The organism is Actinoplanes oblitus (assembly GCF_030252345.1).
Taxonomy (GTDB): domain Bacteria; phylum Actinomycetota; class Actinomycetes; order Mycobacteriales; family Micromonosporaceae; genus Actinoplanes; species Actinoplanes oblitus.
In genome coordinates this window covers 8,892,334-8,908,821 of sequence record NZ_CP126980.1, presented here as the reverse complement: position 1 = coordinate 8,908,821, position 16,488 = coordinate 8,892,334, and the positions used below count along the sequence as shown (strand labels likewise).

The window sequence follows — 16,488 nt, the reverse complement described above, 5'->3', positions numbered from 1 at the left end:
GGGAATGTGGCAGCCGTCATCAGGCGTGGAATGCCAGTCCACGCGACCCGCCCCGGCGTCGCGCCGGGGCGGGTTTCGGCGTGCAATCAGGCTTCGCCGAAGTCGTCGACCGTCACCTGTCCGTCGGTGACCTCGGCCTGCTTGCGCATCCGCGCCACGGCCGCGTCGGACGGCTCCAAGTCCTCGCCGTTCTCGATCATCGTGGCCAGCTTCTTCTTACCGATCCCGAGAACCTTCGCCATCTCGACGAGTTCCAGTTCCAGGCTGTATTCGGTGGTCTCGGTGAAGTTGACGTACACCATCTGGTCGTCGTCCATGTCCGCGCTCCTTTGTGGCAGCCATCGTCAGCGCCGGAATGCCAATCCGGCGGACCGCAGCCCGACCGATGGAGCCGGACGCGGTTTCGGCTCAACGGGGGATCGGGGTGCAGGCGAGTTCAGTAGCAGTCGGCTACCGGAATGCCCTCGCTCTTCGCGTGCTCGATCACGCTCTCCGCGCTGTCGACGAAGAACGCGAGAGCCTTGCGCCCGGCCTCGGCCTCGGTCGGGGCGAAGCTGTAGTCCGGGTGACGGATCCGCATCATGTCGCCCTTGCCGTACAGCACGTACATGCCGCCGTCCATCCACAACAGCGCGTGTTTGGCCACGCCGCGCACCGAGTGGACCTCGACGAACTGGGTACCGATCAGCGTGCGGGAACGGCGAACCGTGATCGTCGTGCCGTCGGAGAGCCGCTGTGACAGCTTGGTGGCCATCGTCAGCTCGCCTCCGCCTCAGCGGGACGCTCGACCGCCCACATCGCCAGGTCGTTACCCTGGACGAGCCATCGGTTGGTCTGCTCCCAGACCCAGCCGTGTTCCTCGTGCCATCGGTTGTCGCCGAGGAAGCTGCGAGGGACCATGCCGTACGCGATGGCTTCTTCCGGGTTCAGCACGTCGCCATCCCACGCGTAGACCACACGCTGACGCTTCTCGATGTGCGGCTCGCGGGACAGATGCACGCGCATGCCGAACAGGTGCACGATGTCGCCGACGCGCAGCTCATGCGTGTTCAGCGGAATCAATGCCGGACCGGGATCCTCCCTGGTGAGTTCTTCCGCTTCCATTCGTTCCTCCATTGGCAGCCTCGTCGGCGCCGGCATGCCAGGCCGGCGGACCCCCGAAGGGGTTTCGGCAGGTCAGCGGCGGAAGGGCTCGCCCAGCGGCCAACGCCACTCGCTGGGCCAACCGAAGCGGCTCGGGGTCGGCAGGGAGTGCCTGTCCCTCGGGCGGAAGCACACGGCGCAGGTCTGCGGCGGCTGGCCGTTCTTCGGGTGGTGCTCGTTCAGGTAGGTGTGGATCGCCTCAGCAGCCGGCGACCAGGCGGTGTGTCCCAGTGCTTCGACCAAATCGGCCTTGGTCATATCCGAATAGCGCTTCACGCCGAATCGGCGGGCGGCGTCGCGCAACGTGGGCTTCAGGAACGCGGCCGGATCAGTGACTTCTTCAAAGTTCATCGCGTCATCGCCTTCACGGGTGATTGGCAGCCATCGTCAGCGCCGGAATGCCAATCCGGCGGACCGAGCCCGGCCCGCGTTGAGCCGGACGCGGTTTCGGCTCAACGGGAGTGATCGAGGGAATTGGGCTATTGCTCGGCGGTGAGCTGCTGTCGAGCGGCGGTAACGTACACCGGCAGGTTGTGATCGGTGACGTACGCCCGCCCAGCGGGCCACTCCCAGAGACCGTTAGTCAGGACGGGATCCTCACCGGTGCTGCGGATGTGCTCAGCCATCGCCGCGATGGTCGCTTCCCACTGCTGCCACGGCTCCTCGTACCGGCGCGACACCGCAAGCAGGGCGTCATAGCGGGCGCGCTGCTCGGTACTCATCTGCTCGTAGATGCCCATCAGCCGCAGCCGGGCGTCCGCGTGCGGATCGATGCCGTACTCCGACACGCCGATGTGCTGCACATAGTCATCGCCGTCGAGGTACAGGAACACCAGCGGCGCGTACTGCCCCGCGTGCGGCTTGTTCCACGGCTCACCCGCGACCTTCGGATTGGTGGTCTGCCGGACGAACCGCTGCATCCCCTTCTTTGCACCCTTGCTCGCGGTCTCGATCCAATAGCGGATCTGGCAACGCAGCACCCGCCCGTACGGGTAGTCCTCCACCAGGTACGCGGTCTCCGGACTGGTGTGTCCCGCGAGCACCCGAACGCGCTCGACCGTGTTGTTGCTCAAGGTTTCCTCCCCAAGTGGCAGCCTCATCAGCGCCGGCATGCCAGGCCGGCGGACCCCCGAAGGGGTTTCGGCGTTCTCACTGATCGACCAGCCGCAGGCTCGGAACCTTCGCCGTGACGAAGTCGCGCGCCCACTGCGGCGCCTGGCTCGGCGGCAACAGGACCCGTCCCGATCCGTCGCCTGTGGCGATGCCGTCCTCGTCGATCCACGGGCCGCTGATGTCGATCAGGCGCGGTGACCAGCCGACCGGATTGACGTGCGTCCGGTAGTCGTACGTCACCGAGAAACGGGACGGCAGGAAGCGGCGCTTTTCGACGGTGATCGGGTCGGCATCCTCGATGCTCCCGTAAATCGTGTGGTGCGCCTCGCTGTACGAATTCTCGTCAATGACCTTCGGCATTTGGTGTCCTCCTGCGTTTGGCAGCCATCGTCAGGGGTGGAATGCCAATCCACCCGACCCCCGAAGGGGTTTCGGCGAACCACTAGTCGCATTCGGCGCCGGGAGTGCCGCACCGGCAGACAGCCTCGACGGGACGCCGGCTTGACCGTTTGAGCACGTAACCCAGTGCATCCAGCGGCGAGGGGAACCGACGGTCGTAACCGCTGATCGGAATGCCGGCCGCGCATTCGGTTGACGTGATCCGCCAGCGGCCCCGCGGGGTGCGGATGACCTCCACAAGGCAGAGATCGCCGTGCGCGCCGTCCCACGCGCGGACCCTGTCGGCGTTCGCCTCGCAGAACGACTGATCGGTGACGTCGTATCCGCCTTTGCAGTGCTGCCATCGGTACGTGACGACGCTCCGCGCGTCGGGTTGCCGACTCACGGGGTCTGCCCGTTCTCGGCCGTAGACACGTCCTGCATGCAACCAGCGCGCTCGTGCCGCAGCGCGCGAACCACGTGCTCGTAGCTTTCGCCGCTGTCGGCCCGTGCGTACTGGATCTCGTCGGAGTCCAGGTCAGGGAATGCGTGCACGAGCGTGCGATCGGCGGCACGCTGCACCATGCCGTACGGCTCATCGACCCCCTTGATGCCCACGGCATATGGGTAGCCAGCCATGTTTAGGTGGTCCAGCGCGTCCGACAGCGCCGCCAGCGCGGCAACGACGTGCGGGTTCGGGTGAATCGGTTCCACGGGCATAGGTCGTCCCATCGGGAGATTTGATTTAAGCAATCAGTCAGCGCCAAGGGCAGCCGTCATCAGGCGTGGAATGCCAATCCACGCGACCCCCGAAGGGGTTTCGGCATTTCAGATTGCGAGGGCGAGTTGCCCGGGGATCGGCGCGGACAGTTCGCGCGCCCATTCCTCTAACGCCGCCATGCGGCGGCGCTCGATCTCCTGCCAGGCCAGCTTGGCGGCCCGCTCGAAGTCGGACCAGTAGCCGGACACGGCGGTTTCCGCCTGCCAGTAGCCGGCCTCACCGTCGGCGCACACAGCCCAGAACAGGTCATCGGCGTACGCGTCGTCGTGCAGCTCGGTCACGTCGTCGTCCTGGTCGAGCTGCTGCGCGAGCTTGCGGACCTCGCCCGTCCAGTCGCTGCGACCCCAGTTCGCCCAGTCCTCGGATTCCAGCTCGGATTCCAGGTCGGACAGGTCGGACTCGTCGTACAGCGAGCACTCGCGCAGGCCCACGATTGCGTCGTACAACCCTTCGGGGATGTCGACACCGATCCGCACGAGCAGCACTTCAAACCCGAAGTCGGCCCGGAGCGTGATCACGTGGTCGCCGAAGTCGCGGCGGATGGATCGGGCGTTGCTCCGGTCGTACGTCGAGCCGGTGTAGTCGCCCCACGCGGTCGCGCGGATCTCCAGGTACCGCACGTCATCGTCGGTCAGGTCGTACACGCTGCTCTGCTCTCGCATGTCCAGCGCACCGAGCCTGATCGAGTCCCCGCCCTCGGGCGGATCCGCCGGCACCCACATCGAGCCCTGCAACGTCTGACCGCGCCAGACGTAGACCAGCGGTTTGTACTCCGTGAGGTCGTTCAACAGTCCCGCGCTATCGCGGGTCTCGTCGCCATCGTCCATCTTGACTCCATTTACACATGAGGCCCTGCCTCTGAGGTTGTCCAATTCGCGGACCGCACCTCAGGGGCAATGGGGCATTGACTACATTTACACATCGTGTCGTGACAAGCACCCGCGATCAGCCATGACGCTGTGCCACTCATCCCGTGATGCAGGTGGGTAGTGGGTCGCGGGTCGTCTTTGAACGGCGCGGCGTCTACCCCCGTGGATAGTCCACAGGTGTTGACAATCGTGCCGGTAGCGGCGCGTTCCTCGGAGCCCCGGCCCCCCGCTACAGGGGGCGGCAGTCGCGTCCGGTTCGCTCGCCCTGCCTCGCGATTTCCAGGACCCACCCCGAAAGGTGGTGCCTGTATCGGCAGCGCGGAGTATCAACCGCTAGCCCAATATGGAATTCACAATGAACATGTCGCCGGACAGGTTCCGCTAAGAACCCAACCGCTTTCCGTTCCGTTCCCAGCCTCTGGGCCACGCTGGGTTGCCCTGTTGCTGTCATGCAGTGGTGCTGTGTTGCATTCCCGTGTTCGTGGGATGCGAGTTCGCGTTGTCCGTAACGCTTGCCTGACAGCCGGTCAGTTGCCGTCCGCCCCGTTCGCACCCGGTATGGCTTAGGTGTTCACTGTCTGGCGCTGCGTTCCGTTCTGCGATTGAACCTAGCCTATTCGCTTTGGTTCTCGCAACCCCCGTATTCGGGTTTGTCGCTTGTCTCCGCTGTGTTGCTCGGTTGCGGTGACGCGTCAAAAGCTAGGCCATGCACCAACTCATTGTCAAATGCGCTGGTCAATGGCTCTAAATGCGTCGCTGCGCGGGTTGATGGGTCGCTCTGAGCTGTCCTCAGGGGCTCCTTTTCGGGCCGCTCTACAGCGTTGCTGCGGCGCGTGTTTGCGCTGCTCAGGGGCAGTTTTGTACCCACTGAAATCGCGTCGGCGGAAGGGTGGGGAGGGGGTAATACCTCTTACTAAGAAACGCGAAGACCGGTACGTCTTAGCAGCTCGCAGAATGCCAAGGTTCCAGGGCCGTTGTGACGCCATTCCGGCGGCGGATGAATGAGGATATTCGGCGGTCCGCGTGACCGTTTATCGCAGCCCGGCGCGCTTTAGGGCGCGGTGGTTGCGCTGCCGGCAGGTAGCGCCGCAGAACTCCCGCTGGTAGGAGGCATCGGCGGGGAGCGGCACAGAGCACCAGAGGCACAGCGCTTCGCGCAGCCGGCGCTCGCGCTCCTGGTCGTCGATCACGGTCGCTGTCATCGTCATTGGGCGTGACCACCTCCACGGGCCTGCGGAAAACCTCTCTTCTAGTAATTCGCTGGCGTGGAGAAGCTTCTTCGGCGGACGTGATCGCCGTCACCGCTGGCATGATGTCGAAGCCTGGTCAAGCCGGCGATCCCCCGTAGCGGATCGTGTTGTGATCTAGGCAACTCTCGAACTTGCCGAACTTCCGGGACGCCGGGAGCGTATTAATACTGTGAAGCTGTTTACGGCAAGCCATAAGGCCCCGGAGGGGCCATGATGAAGCGTCGCCGCTAAACCTTTGACATCGAGGCCCCGGAGGGGCCTGTTAGCTGCATCGCCGGCAAAGCTGTTACCGGTCGCCGCTTCCCGGCAGCGCAGTAATACTGTGTCGCCTGCCTTGCTGGCGATCCCGTTGGCTGCCCTTCCGCCGTCGCAAACAACCGCCCGCAGGGCGTGTGGTGTGGCTCACTCGCAAGATCGTCGAAGTTTCTCCTTCGCCGCTGCGTATTAATAGTGTGAGGTTGAAACGGCAACGCCGGTAAGGGCCCCTCCGGGGCCGGTAATCAAGTCAACCGGCGAACCGATAAGGCAGCCACGCTGTATTGCAGTGGAGCCTTCACGATCTCCCCAAGTCTCGGCCCTGGGTCGGCACGCGTCCGCGCACACGTCGTCGGGGCCAATACTCCGCACCGCAAAGGGGGAGCCGGATGTCGAGCTGGGAAGGATCAGATCGACGTGACCGGCTCCCCCCGGACTGGCCGGCAATCCGTACGCGGATCCTGCGTCGCGATGGATATCGCTGCACCGCGAAAGACGTCAACCGTCTTCGGTGCGCGGAGCCGGCCACAGACGTGGATCACATCGTCGCTGGTGACGACCACCGAGACGCCAACCTGGCCTCGCTCTGCGGGTGGCATCACCAGCGCAAATCCTCACGAGAGGGAGCTGCGGCCCGAGCTGCCCAACGGCGCCGGCATGACCGCAGGTATCGGCGCTCCGAGGCCCACCCCGGCCTTGTTTGAGAGCCCCCTCTGCGTGGCCCCCGCCTCAGCCGGCATACAGCCCTGGGGCGGGGGCCACCTTCGACCGCTCTCACCGGGAGGTGCCGTGGACATCTGGGCCTGGCTATGGATTGGCTGGCTCGCGCTCTTCGCCCTCGTTGAAGGCGTCGCCCTGGCGCGCAAGGCTCCGGGCGACACGCTGTCGGAGCACGTGTGGCGCTGGTTCGCGATCGGCGAGCCGGGCAAGCGTCCGCGGGTGACCGGCTGGGTGCGGCTACGGCGGTTCGCGCTGCTCGCCGGCCTGGCCTGGCTGGTGCTGCACTTCCTGACCGGCGGCCTGTTCTAGCCGTCCGGACAGGCGATCCATCTGCGCTGTTGATCTTCTACGCTGTCGAGGCCGGGACCGCCATTCCCCCGTGTGGTGGTTCCGGCCTCTTCCTCAAACCCGGGGGCGGCCTGCTGTTACGCGGGCCGCCCCGGAGCCGTCGGCGGATCTGCTGCTCGCCGCGCCCCACCTGCCCAAGGCCGCGGCCGGCGCCGTGAGGGAGTGTCCTTCGCCGACCCTGGCAGCGTGCCCGCTACTGCGCCGTGAGCGCGACCCAACACCTGCCGGCCTGTGGATATCCACCGTCTGTGGATAACCCGCGATGCCGCTCGACCTGTGGTATGCGAGGTGATCGACGTGCCTGGACCCATCCCGAACCGGGAAGCGGACCTTGCCCGGCCGCGGGAACGTGGCGGCAGTCAGGTGCAACCGGTTACCAAGGGCGAGCTGCGGCCGGTGACCGTGCCCGAGCCCGACCCGGGCTGGCATCCAATCGCCGCTCGGCTCTACGAGTCGCTGCGCTCGTCCGGCCAGGCGGACTTCTACCAGAACTCCGATTGGGCGTTTGCGATGAGCGTGTGCGACGACCTGTCGCACTACAAGAAGTCTATGAAGCGCAGCGGCCAGATGCTCCAGACGATCTACTCGGCGCTGGAACGGCTGCTGGTTACCGAGGGCGACCGGCGCCGGGTGCGCATCGAGCTGCACGAGCCGGATGACGACTCCACCCCGGCGTCGGTGGTGGCGATCGAGGACTACCGCCGCGAACTGGGCGTGGCGCAGTGAAGCGGCACTGGTGCCGCGCCTGCCGTATGGGCCATTGCTCGATGAGCTACGCCGATCACGCCCTGATCGATTGGGTGCGCTCGCTGCGCCCACGCCCGGCGGACCGGCCTGCTCCGCGGAAGGGATGGCCACCGAAGCGGGGGAGGTGATCGCGCATCGAGGCCGCCGAGATCGAAGCCCTCGAACCGACCTACCTCGGGCCGACCTGGGAACGCAACGACGACGGCTCCTGGCGGCTGCCCGTCTTCACGCTCGGCTGGCAGATCGCCGGCTGGTGCGCGGAATACCTGCTCGGCGAGGACGGCAAGCCGTGGCGATTCACCAAGGAACAGTTGCGGTTCATCTTGTGGTGGTACGCCGTCGGTCACCGCGGCCGGTTCATCTACCGCAAGGGCGTGCTCCAGCGCCTCAAGGGCTGGGGCAAGGATCCCCTCGTCGCGGTGATGTGCCTGATCGAGCTGGTCGGCCCCAGCCGCTTCATCCACTTCGATCCGAAGACCGGTGACCCGGTCGGGGCGCCGCATCCGCAGGCGTGGGTGCAGGTCGCCGCCGTGAGCCGGGAGCAGACCCGCAACACCATGACCTTGTTCCCGTCGCTGATGAGCAAGCACTTCATCGCGACGTACGGGATCAAGGCCGGCGCGGAGCTGATCCGTGCGAACGGCGGCCGGCAGCGCCTGGAGGCGGTCACCAGCTCGTACCGAGCCCTGGAAGGTGGCCGAAGCACGTTCGTCGTGCTCAACGAGACGCACCACTGGATCCGTGGCAACAACGGCCACCAGATGTACGAGACGATCGACGGCAACGCCACCAAGAAGGACTCGCGCTACCTGGCGATCACCAACGCCTACCTGCCCGGCGAAGACAGTGTCGGCGAGCGGATGCGCGAGGCATTCGACAAGATCCGCGAAGGCCGCGCGCTCGACGTCGGCTTCCTCTACGACAGCGTGGAGGCGCACCCGAAGACACCGCTGACGCCCGAGGCGCTGCGCATCGTCATCCCGAAGATCCGCGGGGACGCGGTCTGGCTGCGCGTCGACACGATCATCCAATCGGTTCTCGACATCACGCTGTCGCCGGCCCGGTCGCGGCGGATGTGGCTCAACCAAATCGTGGCCGATGAAGACGCCTTGTTCGGCCCAGAGAACTGGGTGCCGCTGTACGTCGAGGGCGCCACTCTGAAGCCGGGCGACGAGATCGTCATGGGCTTCGATGGCGGGAAATCAGATGATTCAACCGGAATCGTCGCAATCAGAACGTCGGATCGCGTTGCGTTCGTGCTCGGCCTGTGGGAACGACCGGACGGCCCGGCTGGCGACGGCTGGGAAGTCGATCGTTCCGCGGTGGATTCCGCGGTGCACGACGCGTTCCGCGTGTTCAACGTGCAGGGCTTCTACGCCGATGTCGCCTTGTGGGAGTCCTTCATCGAGGACTGGGCCGCCACCTACGGCGAGGGCCTGACCGTCAAGGCCGAGGGCCGCAACGCCATCGCCTGGGACATGCGGCAGAGCTTGCAGCGGGTCACCCGGGCGCACGAGCGGCTGATGCGCTCGATCTTCGATGGCAAGCTCGGCCATGACGGGGACCTGGCCTTGCGCCGGCATGTGCTCAACGCGCACCGGCGGGTCAACAACTACGGCATCTCCTTCGGTAAGGCCGGTGGGCGTGAATCGCCGCGCAAGGTCGATCTCTATGCCGCGCTGATGCTCGCTCACGAAGCCTTGTACGACCTGCGCACCCGCGGCAAGAAGACCCGGGCGCGCACCGGTCGCGGCTACTTCCTCTAACCGGGGGTGTGTAAATGTGACTGACCTGGTGGACGGCGCCCCGCGCGCTCTGGCCCGCCAGCTCCTGGCGACCCTCGATCGGGACACGCCTCGGCTGGAGCGCATCGACAACTACGTGCAGGGCAAGCACGATGACCCGTATATGCCGGCCTTCGCCGACGACGAGTACCGGCTGCTCGCGAAGCGGGCGATCTCGAACTGGATGCCTCTGCTGGTCGGTACGCCGGCGCAAGCCCTGTACGTCGATTCGTTCCGTCGCGGCCGGACTGTGGATACGCAGCCGGCGGCGCAGCTTCCGGAGTGGCGGCACTGGCAGCAGTCCAGGTTGGACGCACGCCAGGCCGCCATTCACCGCGGGGCCCTCACGTTCGGGCACAGCTTCGCCCTGACCGAGAAAGTCAAGGGGAAGGTGCGTACCAAGGGGCTGTCCGCGATGCGCACTTCGGCGGTGTACGAGGACCCGGCGAACGACCTCGTGCCGTACGCGGCGCTGACGGTGACCCGTCGGCCGACCGGTGATCTGCCGGGTGTAGCGCGGATGTGGGACGCCGCCAGCGAGTACCGCGTGACGTTCAAGAGCTTCACCGACGCCGCCAGTGTCCGCGTGAGCCGGGTTCGCCGGCATGGCTGTTCCGAGTGTCCGGTCACCCGGTTTTGCGCTGCGGTGGATCTGGAGGGCCGCACGGTCGGTGTGATCGAGCCGATGATCGCCTTGCAGAACCGCATCAATCAGACGATTTTTGACTTGTTGGTTGCGCAGACCTACGCGTCGTTCAAAGTTCGGACGGCGACGGGTATGGCCCCGCCGATCAAGCGCGACGCGGACGGTGAACCGATCCTGGACGACAACGGGCAGCCGATCCCGTTGCCGGTCAACGTCAACGCGAAGAGGTTCTTGTTCGCGGAGGATCCGGACGTCAAGTTCGACTCCCTCGCGGAGACACCGCTGGGCGGGTTCATCGACAGCATTGACATGAGCATCCGGCACCTGTCCGCGATCAGCCAGACCCCTCCGCACCACCTGCTCGGGCAGATCGCCAACCTCAGTGCGGAGGCGCTGCTGGCCGCGGAGACCGCCCTCAGCCGCAAGATCGCAGAGTTCCGGGCGATGTTCGGTGAGGCGTGGGAAAGGGTGTTCAGGGTCGCTGCGGAGCTGGCTGGCGACACGGCCGCGGCCGAGGACTACGCGGGCGAAGTGCTGTGGCGCGACATGGAAATGCGGTCGCTCGCGCAGTCCGCTGACGGATTGGGCAAGCTCGCCGAGTCGCTGAGCATTCCGAAGCGCGGCCTGTGGTCGAGGGTGCCCGGGGTGACCGCGACGGAGATCAGGGAGTGGGAGCAGATCCGCGAGGACGACGACGCGGAACTCCAGCTTGCCCAGTCCATCCGCCGAGCCACGCCCGAGCCGGCCGCGGAGCCGGTGGCCGCGTGACGAGCCCGGTCCGCGCGGCGGAGGCCGACCAGGCGTCGACCGCCTTCCACCTCGCGTTGACGCAGCTCGGCGTGGCCACCATCGGCGACGCGTTGACGCTGTGGGCCGGCGTACCGCCTACCCGCACCGCCGCGCTGAGCGCGGCATGGCTGCGCCGGGCCATTCACCTGGTGATGACCCGCCGCGCCCGCGGCCGGGACCTGGCCATGGCCTACTACCGCCTGGTCCGGGCGCTGCGCACCGGTACGACGGTCGCTGACCCGCGGCGTCCGGACCCGCCGTACGTCACGCTCGGCATGCTGCGCAACGAGTTCGCTGCTCTCACCGGCCCGGCACCTGCGGCGCCCGCCCCGGCGGCGGACGATGCCGCACCGCGGACGGCCGCGGATGTGCCGGCGCTGGATGGCGGCCGGGCCGGCGATGATGACGACGATCGGATTCTGGTCGAGCAGCTCGACGCCCTGGACCGCGACCTGGAGCGGTTGGAGCAGGCGGCCGAGAAGGAAGCGCGCATCGCCCTGGAGGAGCTGGGGCCGCGCAACCTCGATCGTAAGCTCGCCGACATCGACACCAGCCAGCCCGCCGAGCTGGTCGACGACCTGCGCGACGACGCGCACCGACGGGCCGGCACGAGGCAGGCCGCCACCGCGGAACGTCTCGTGATGAACGGCGCACGCAGCACGATGTGGTCGGCTGCTGAACGCGACCGGCGGGCGATCGGCTACATCCGGCTGTCGCGGACGGGTACGCCGTGTGGCTGGTGCGCCATGTTGATCTCCCGCGGTCCGGTCTACCGGTCACAGCGCTCCGCCGAGTATGCGGACGGCGATCGGTACCACGACAACTGTCACTGCTACGCCGAGCCCGTCTTCGACCGCGGCCAGTACGCCAGCTCCCGCCTGTACGCGCTGAACCGCGAATACCAGGAGCTGTGGCCGAAGGTCACCAAGGGGCTGTCCGGCAAGGCCGCCCTTCGCGCGTGGCGGCGCTTCATCCGTCAACAGCAGGCCGACGCCCGGGAGGCGCTGCCTGCCCGCACTGCCCAGGAGGCGCAAGCACCATGACCGCACCGGTCACCGACGACACCACCGAGCAGCCGCAGGATCCGACCAACGCGGACACCGACACCCCGACCACGGAGAACCCGAGTTCCGATGACGGCGGCGGCCAGGTAGACGAGCTGCCCGAGTGGGCCCGCAAGCGGCTCACCAAGGCCAATGCCGAAGCGGCCAACTACCGCACTCGGCTGCGCGAGGCCGAAGCCCGCCTGGACGGGGCGAAGACAGCCGAAGAGTACGAGCAGGCCGTGGCCGACATCAAGACCCGCAACGCCGAGCTGGAACAGCAGGTCGCCCGCGAACGCGTCGCCCGAAAGTACGGCCTTCCTGACGACCTCGCTGAACGGCTGCGCGGCGCGAGCGTCGCCGAGCTGGAGGCCGACGCGAAGGCACTTCAGAAGTACGCGGCCCCGGCCGAGCCGGTCGTCCTGCGCGGCGGCCTGGACCCGGCCGACGACGGCGACACCGAAACCGATCCGCGCACCCTCGCGCGCCGCTACGGCGGCCGGCGCTGAGGATCCCCTGACCTGTTCGGCCCCTGCGATGCGCGGGGGCCTTTTCTATGCCCGGAGGGCACACGTTGGCAGAACACCAGATCGTCAAGCCTGAGAAGCTGGTCGCTACCGCGGTCGGCATGCTGGAGCAGGAACTGGTCATCCCGAACCTGTTCCAGAAGCAGGGCGTCGACCAGTTCAAGGGCGCCGAGAACGACACGATCAGCGTTCCCGTGGAGGGCGTTCTGCCGTTCCACGACTACGAGTGGCGCAACGACCGGTCGAAGCCGATCGTGTTTGACGAGTACAAGGAACGCAAAGTCCCGGTCGCGTTCGGCGGGAACGTCTACAGCGCCGTGAAGGTCACCGACGAACAGAACGACTTCGACCTCAACGGCTGGGGCAAGCTACTGCGCCCACAGGTCAAGGCCGTCGCCCGCGGCCTCGGCCGGCGCGCGGTGCGGACGCTGACCTCGGCGCAGTACAACGTCACGATCGGCAAGGCGGCCAGCAACCTGCGCGGCGCGTTCATCGAGGCGCAGCGGGTCCTGGATGCCTTCCACGCTCCGGCGGAGGGCCGGTACATGCTGGTCGGCTCGGACTACCACGCGGCGCTTCTCGGTGACGACAAGCTGAACCTGGCGCAGAACGTGGGCGACAGCGAGGCCCAGAGCGCGCTGCGGACCGCGACGATCGGCAGCCGGTACGGGTTCACCGTCATCAAGGCCCTGGAGATCCCGGGCGACGCCGCGTTCGCGTTCTCCTCGTCCGGGTTCATCTTCCTGTCCGCGGCGCCGTCCGTGCCGCAGTCGGTCCCGTACGGCGCCACGACCTCGTTCGAGGACATCGCGCTGCGTTGGGTGCGCGACTACGACCCGACCTACATGCACGACCGCTCCGTGGTGAACACCTACGCCGGGTTCCGGTCGGTCACGGACGTGCTGGTCGGCTGGGACGAGGCGAAGCAGTCCGAGGTCGTCTCGACCAAGGAACACTTCGTCCGCGGCATCAAGCTGTCGCTCGACGGCGCGTCGGTGTACCCGCCGGCCGCAGGCGAGCTGGCCACCATGACCGGGATCTCCGACGCCGCGCCGTGGCCGCCGGCACCCAAGAAGTAGGAGCCGCTGCACACGAGATCACAGGGAGGTGAGGCGTGCAGGCGTACGCGACCCTGACCGACCTGTTGGACCGTCTCGATTGGGCCCTTGACGCGGACGAGCTGCGGATTGCGGCCGGCGCGCTGGAGGACGCCTCGGACCTGGCCCGCGGCTACGGCCGGGACTGGGAACCCGAGGCGGCTCCGCGGCTGGTGCGCACGCTGGTGCTCAAGGCCGCGGTCCGCTACCTGCGCAACCCCGACGGCTACACCCAATCCAGGGCCGGCGACGAAACCCTGTCCTGGAACGACGCAGCCGGCACCGACGCCGGCACCGTGTTCTTCACCGCCGAGGAACAGAAGCTGCTCAAGGGCCTCGCCGGCAAGGCGGCCGGGCTGGTCTCGGCACCGATCACGGCGTGGGGCCCGCAACGCCGGCCCGGTGCCGGGTACGTGCCGGTCGACACCGGCAAACCGTTCCCACTGTTCGCGGACGAGGTCCACCCGTGGTAGCGCACGGCGATGACATCTGGGTGGCCCGCGTCGCACGGATATCGACGCTCGGGCCTGGTGCGGCCGGGCCATCGCCCCGGCGCTGCGACTTCACGACCGGCCCAGACGGGATCGCGCAGTTCGTCGTTGCGCGGACCCGGTGGCGTGACGCCGTATTCGTCGAACGGCAGTTCCGGGCAATCGTCCGCCGATGGCGGTCCGGAGCGGAGGTGAAGCGCTGAGCATGCAACGTCGGCGCGGCCAAGCGGCGCGCATCTGGAAGGCCAAGACCATCGTCGACAACCGCGGCAACGAGGTCGTGGTGGCCGACGCGGACGGGCCACACGAGGTTCGGGCCGCGTTCATTCCCCAGCGGTCCGCGCGGGCGGAAGTGCCGGGCCAGGCGCAGATCAACGTCACCCGGATGATCGTCGCCGCGGACCTGCCAGACGTGAACCTGTGGTCGCGGGTTGCGTGGGCGGGCCGGCAGTGGGATGTGGTCACGCCGCCGGCCTACCACCACGGCACCCGCCGCACACGGCATTGGTCGATCGACATTCGGGAGCGTCCCTGATGGCCAAGATCTTCCGTGCTGCTCCCAAGCGGGTCGCCGTGATCGAGGGTGTGCAGGCCGCGTTGGAGGCACGGACGTTTGAGATCGCCGCTCGCGCCGAAGTCGAGCTGATCGCTCACCGGCAGGACGGCCACGCCGAGATCGACATCGAGCACGGCCGGGTTGACTGGTTCGTGGTGCTGTCCGACGAGCGCGGTCAGAAGGCCGCCATGAGCATCGAGTTCGGTCGGGCCGGCTACATCGACCCGGAGACCGGTGAGCGGTATGCGGCGATGGATGGCCTGTTCATCCTGCACCGCGCCGCCCACCTGCCGAAGAAGTCGCATCCGAAGATCCGCGTTCCCGAGTTGCGTAAACGGAAACGGGGTGGTCGCCGATGAGTGGCTTGCCGGCGCACATCCGTGCGATGGTCGAGTTGAGCCCGGTGGAGGATCTGCTCCTGGTGCTGTTGCGCGAGGCCCTGGCGGGGATCAGCGTGCAGTCGCTGATCTGGGACAACCAAACGTTTCCGATGGTGCTGGTGCGCCGGCAGCCGTCGTTCGGCGAGTGGATGGGTGATCCCCGCTTTGTTGACTCCGCGGACGTCGCTATCCATACCTTCTGCGCGGACCCGAACGGGGACGAGGATGCGGCGCTGTTGGCCGAGGCGGTCCGGGTGGCGCTGCGCGACGCGTGGCTGATGTACCGGTCGGTGCCGCAGCGCGGCCATCTCACTCGGGTCACCATGACCTCGGCCCCGCGGCGGGTCACCGACTGGGCCACCGCCACCGGCCCGGTGCAGTTCGCGGATCTGCCTACCGGTGTGTGGCGGTACGAGACGTTGTACCGCGTCGCGATCCGCAAGCCGTTCGCGCGGCCCCTTCCCTCTGCCTGACCTGTTCTGCCGTCCCTGTCGCCCGTAGCGGTGGCGGGGCTTTCGGCGTGTCCATGAGGAGCCCATATTCGTGATTAATGATGCCGCCACGCTGGTCATCGGCAGTGGCAACTACTTCAAGGCGCCGACCGGAACGGCGTTCCCGGCGGACCTGCTCGCCCCCTCCAGCCCGTGGGGCAACGTCGGGCATACCTCCCTCGAAGACATCTTTGGAGTCAGCTCCGAAGGCGGTGAGGCCACCGTGCTCGGCACGTTGCAGAACAAGAGCCTGCGGACGAAGTACAGCGCCAGGACCGAAACGCTCACGTTCACGTTGCAACAGTTCGACATCGACGGCTTGCGGCTGTTCTACGGTGCGAACGCTCCGCTGTTGCCGTCCGGGCTGCTGGGCGTGCCGGCCGAGCCGGTGCCGACCGAGTGCGCCTTCCTGATCGTGTTCATCGACGGAAGCAATCACTTCGGCTTCTACGCCCCACGCGCCGAGGTGTACCGGGCCGACGACATGTCGATCTCCGACACCGAGTCCCTGGCCGGGTTGCCCTTGGGAGTCAAGCCCATGGTGCACGGCTCGAATGGCTGGACGTACGCCGTCACCCCGTTGGGCGGCACCGTCGAGCCGGCCCCGGAGCCCTCGACCGTGCTGTAGCGGCTCGCCGCGCTGCGCCCTCCCGCTTTTCTGTTGACCTTGGAGGTCTCGCTTTCCATGTCCACGATCATGCTCGACGACATCCGCGCGGCGGCCGAGCGCAAGTACGGCTCGACCAACATCGACACCGGAACCCGCACGGTGAAGTTGCTCAACCCGCTGCGCCTGGGCAAGAAGCAGCGCGACGCGCTGATGGCCGTGCAGGACAAGCTGAACGCTGAGGGCGCCGATCAGGAGGCGCTGCTGGCCGAGGCCCTGACCCTGGTCGCCGAGTCCCCGACTGCGGCCAAGGCGCTGCTCGCGTCGATCGGCGGGGACCTGGCCGTGCTGGTCGAGGTGTTCAGCCGCTACACGGAGGGCACGCAGGCGGGGGAAGCCTCGCCCTCTGCCGACTGATCGACCAGTACGGCGAGGGCATCTACCCCGACCTGCGATTCCACTACGGCATCGAC

At 67.2% G+C, this 16,488-nt stretch carries 23 protein-coding genes and 2 other RNA genes; 13 read left to right on the top strand and 12 right to left on the bottom strand.

Features of this window, described 5'->3' with window-relative positions:
* Positions 1-86 precede the first annotated feature (86 nt).
* The 12 genes from Actob_RS39620 to Actob_RS39560 form a co-directional block, all read right to left on the bottom strand.
* Complete coding sequence (locus tag Actob_RS39620) at positions 87-317, bottom strand: hypothetical protein (protein WP_284917102.1); 231 nt, start codon at positions 315-317, stop codon at positions 87-89.
* Between the two features lie 12 nt (positions 318-329).
* An RNA gene (locus Actob_RS39615) (hammerhead ribozyme type II) lies at positions 330-409 on the bottom strand.
* 27 nt (positions 410-436) lie between these two features.
* A complete protein-coding gene (locus Actob_RS39610) occupies positions 437-754 on the bottom strand; it encodes a hypothetical protein (RefSeq protein WP_284917101.1) in 318 nt (105 codons plus the stop codon).
* 2 nt (positions 755-756) lie between these two features.
* Positions 757-1,104, bottom strand: coding sequence for a hypothetical protein (locus Actob_RS39605; RefSeq protein WP_284917100.1), 348 nt, complete (start codon positions 1,102-1,104; stop codon positions 757-759).
* Between the two features lie 72 nt (positions 1,105-1,176).
* The gene (locus Actob_RS39600) at positions 1,177-1,494 is read right to left on the bottom strand and encodes a hypothetical protein (protein ID WP_284917099.1); all 318 of its coding nucleotides are present in this window, start codon (positions 1,492-1,494) and stop codon (positions 1,177-1,179) included.
* Between the two features lie 128 nt (positions 1,495-1,622).
* On the bottom strand, positions 1,623-2,216 hold the full coding sequence (locus Actob_RS39590) for a hypothetical protein (protein ID WP_284917098.1): 594 nt from the start codon (positions 2,214-2,216) through the stop codon (positions 1,623-1,625).
* Between the two features lie 12 nt (positions 2,217-2,228).
* Positions 2,229-2,289, bottom strand: an RNA gene (locus Actob_RS39585) — hammerhead ribozyme type II.
* 3 nt (positions 2,290-2,292) lie between these two features.
* A complete protein-coding gene (locus Actob_RS39580; protein ID WP_284917097.1) occupies positions 2,293-2,616 on the bottom strand; it encodes a hypothetical protein in 324 nt (107 codons plus the stop codon).
* An 82-nt stretch (positions 2,617-2,698) separates the two neighbouring features.
* Entirely contained in the window at positions 2,699-3,040 is a 342-nt protein-coding gene (locus tag Actob_RS39575) for a hypothetical protein (RefSeq protein WP_284917096.1), read from the bottom strand.
* Positions 3,037-3,354, bottom strand: a complete 318-nt coding sequence (locus Actob_RS39570) for a hypothetical protein (RefSeq protein WP_284917095.1) — start codon at positions 3,352-3,354, stop codon at positions 3,037-3,039. The genes Actob_RS39575 and Actob_RS39570 overlap by 4 nt, the downstream gene beginning before the upstream one ends.
* A 108-nt stretch (positions 3,355-3,462) precedes the next feature.
* Positions 3,463-4,242 carry a hypothetical protein gene (locus Actob_RS39565; RefSeq protein ID WP_284917094.1) on the bottom strand — a complete coding sequence of 260 codons (780 nt, stop codon included), beginning with the start codon at positions 4,240-4,242 and terminating at the stop codon, positions 3,463-3,465.
* 1,073 nt (positions 4,243-5,315) lie between these two features.
* Positions 5,316-5,492, bottom strand: a complete 177-nt coding sequence (locus Actob_RS39560; protein WP_284917093.1) for a hypothetical protein — start codon at positions 5,490-5,492, stop codon at positions 5,316-5,318.
* A gap of 1,086 nt (positions 5,493-6,578) precedes the next feature.
* Here Actob_RS39560 and Actob_RS39555 point away from each other — a divergent pair.
* From Actob_RS39555 to Actob_RS39495, 13 genes are all read left to right on the top strand, one after another.
* A complete protein-coding gene (locus Actob_RS39555) occupies positions 6,579-6,818 on the top strand; it encodes a hypothetical protein (protein WP_407653495.1) in 240 nt (79 codons plus the stop codon).
* A 327-nt stretch (positions 6,819-7,145) separates the two neighbouring features.
* The gene (locus Actob_RS39550; RefSeq protein ID WP_284917092.1) at positions 7,146-7,583 is read left to right on the top strand and encodes a phage terminase small subunit; all 438 of its coding nucleotides are present in this window, start codon (positions 7,146-7,148) and stop codon (positions 7,581-7,583) included.
* A 332-nt stretch (positions 7,584-7,915) separates the two neighbouring features.
* A complete protein-coding gene (locus Actob_RS39545; protein ID WP_284917091.1) occupies positions 7,916-9,370 on the top strand; it encodes a terminase in 1,455 nt (484 codons plus the stop codon).
* A gap of 16 nt (positions 9,371-9,386) precedes the next feature.
* On the top strand, positions 9,387-10,802 hold the full coding sequence (locus Actob_RS39540; protein ID WP_284917090.1) for a phage portal protein: 1,416 nt from the start codon (positions 9,387-9,389) through the stop codon (positions 10,800-10,802).
* Positions 10,799-11,866 carry a VG15 protein gene (locus Actob_RS39535; protein ID WP_284917089.1) on the top strand — a complete coding sequence of 356 codons (1,068 nt, stop codon included), beginning with the start codon at positions 10,799-10,801 and terminating at the stop codon, positions 11,864-11,866. Before Actob_RS39540 ends, Actob_RS39535 begins: the two co-directional genes overlap by 4 nt.
* Positions 11,863-12,375 (top strand): hypothetical protein, encoded by a 513-nt coding sequence (locus tag Actob_RS39530; RefSeq protein WP_284917088.1) that lies wholly within the window; start codon positions 11,863-11,865, stop codon positions 12,373-12,375. Before Actob_RS39535 ends, Actob_RS39530 begins: the two co-directional genes overlap by 4 nt.
* A gap of 65 nt (positions 12,376-12,440) precedes the next feature.
* Complete coding sequence (locus Actob_RS39525) at positions 12,441-13,472, top strand: hypothetical protein (protein ID WP_284917087.1); 1,032 nt, start codon at positions 12,441-12,443, stop codon at positions 13,470-13,472.
* A gap of 35 nt (positions 13,473-13,507) precedes the next feature.
* Positions 13,508-13,963 (top strand): hypothetical protein, encoded by a 456-nt coding sequence (locus Actob_RS39520; RefSeq protein WP_284917086.1) that lies wholly within the window; start codon positions 13,508-13,510, stop codon positions 13,961-13,963.
* 223 nt (positions 13,964-14,186) lie between these two features.
* Positions 14,187-14,516 (top strand): phage head-tail adapter protein, encoded by a 330-nt coding sequence (locus Actob_RS39515; RefSeq protein WP_284917085.1) that lies wholly within the window; start codon positions 14,187-14,189, stop codon positions 14,514-14,516.
* Positions 14,516-14,896 carry a DUF5403 family protein gene (locus Actob_RS39510; RefSeq protein ID WP_284917084.1) on the top strand — a complete coding sequence of 127 codons (381 nt, stop codon included), beginning with the start codon at positions 14,516-14,518 and terminating at the stop codon, positions 14,894-14,896. Before Actob_RS39515 ends, Actob_RS39510 begins: the two co-directional genes overlap by 1 nt.
* A complete protein-coding gene (locus Actob_RS39505; RefSeq protein WP_284917083.1) occupies positions 14,893-15,390 on the top strand; it encodes a hypothetical protein in 498 nt (165 codons plus the stop codon). Before Actob_RS39510 ends, Actob_RS39505 begins: the two co-directional genes overlap by 4 nt.
* A gap of 70 nt (positions 15,391-15,460) precedes the next feature.
* Entirely contained in the window at positions 15,461-16,036 is a 576-nt protein-coding gene (locus Actob_RS39500) for a phage tail tube protein (protein WP_284917082.1), read from the top strand.
* Positions 16,037-16,093: 57 nt separating this feature from the next.
* Positions 16,094-16,432, top strand: a complete 339-nt coding sequence (locus Actob_RS39495; protein WP_284917081.1) for a phage tail assembly protein — start codon at positions 16,094-16,096, stop codon at positions 16,430-16,432.
* Positions 16,433-16,488 lie beyond the last annotated feature (56 nt).

Bases quoted from the DNA above. Each gene is read 5' to 3' on its own strand.
- Actob_RS39620 (WP_284917102.1), bottom strand. From the start codon at position 317: ATGGACGACGACCAGATGGTGTACGTCAACTTCACCGAGACCACCGAA.
- Actob_RS39610 (WP_284917101.1), bottom strand. From the start codon at position 754: ATGGCCACCAAGCTGTCACAGCGGCTCTCCGACGGCACGACGATCACG.
- Actob_RS39605 (WP_284917100.1), bottom strand. From the start codon at position 1,104: ATGGAAGCGGAAGAACTCACCAGGGAGGATCCCGGTCCGGCATTGATT.
- Actob_RS39600 (WP_284917099.1), bottom strand. From the start codon at position 1,494: ATGAACTTTGAAGAAGTCACTGATCCGGCCGCGTTCCTGAAGCCCACG.
- Actob_RS39580 (WP_284917097.1), bottom strand. From the start codon at position 2,616: ATGCCGAAGGTCATTGACGAGAATTCGTACAGCGAGGCGCACCACACG.
- Actob_RS39570 (WP_284917095.1), bottom strand. From the start codon at position 3,354: ATGCCCGTGGAACCGATTCACCCGAACCCGCACGTCGTTGCCGCGCTG.
- Actob_RS39565 (WP_284917094.1), bottom strand. From the start codon at position 4,242: ATGGACGATGGCGACGAGACCCGCGATAGCGCGGGACTGTTGAACGAC.
- Actob_RS39560 (WP_284917093.1), bottom strand. From the start codon at position 5,492: ATGACGATGACAGCGACCGTGATCGACGACCAGGAGCGCGAGCGCCGG.
- Actob_RS39530 (WP_284917088.1), top strand. From the start codon at position 11,863: ATGACCGCACCGGTCACCGACGACACCACCGAGCAGCCGCAGGATCCG.
- Actob_RS39515 (WP_284917085.1), top strand. From the start codon at position 14,187: ATGCAACGTCGGCGCGGCCAAGCGGCGCGCATCTGGAAGGCCAAGACC.
- Actob_RS39510 (WP_284917084.1), top strand. From the start codon at position 14,516: ATGGCCAAGATCTTCCGTGCTGCTCCCAAGCGGGTCGCCGTGATCGAG.
- Actob_RS39505 (WP_284917083.1), top strand. From the start codon at position 14,893: ATGAGTGGCTTGCCGGCGCACATCCGTGCGATGGTCGAGTTGAGCCCG.
- Actob_RS39495 (WP_284917081.1), top strand. From the start codon at position 16,094: ATGTCCACGATCATGCTCGACGACATCCGCGCGGCGGCCGAGCGCAAG.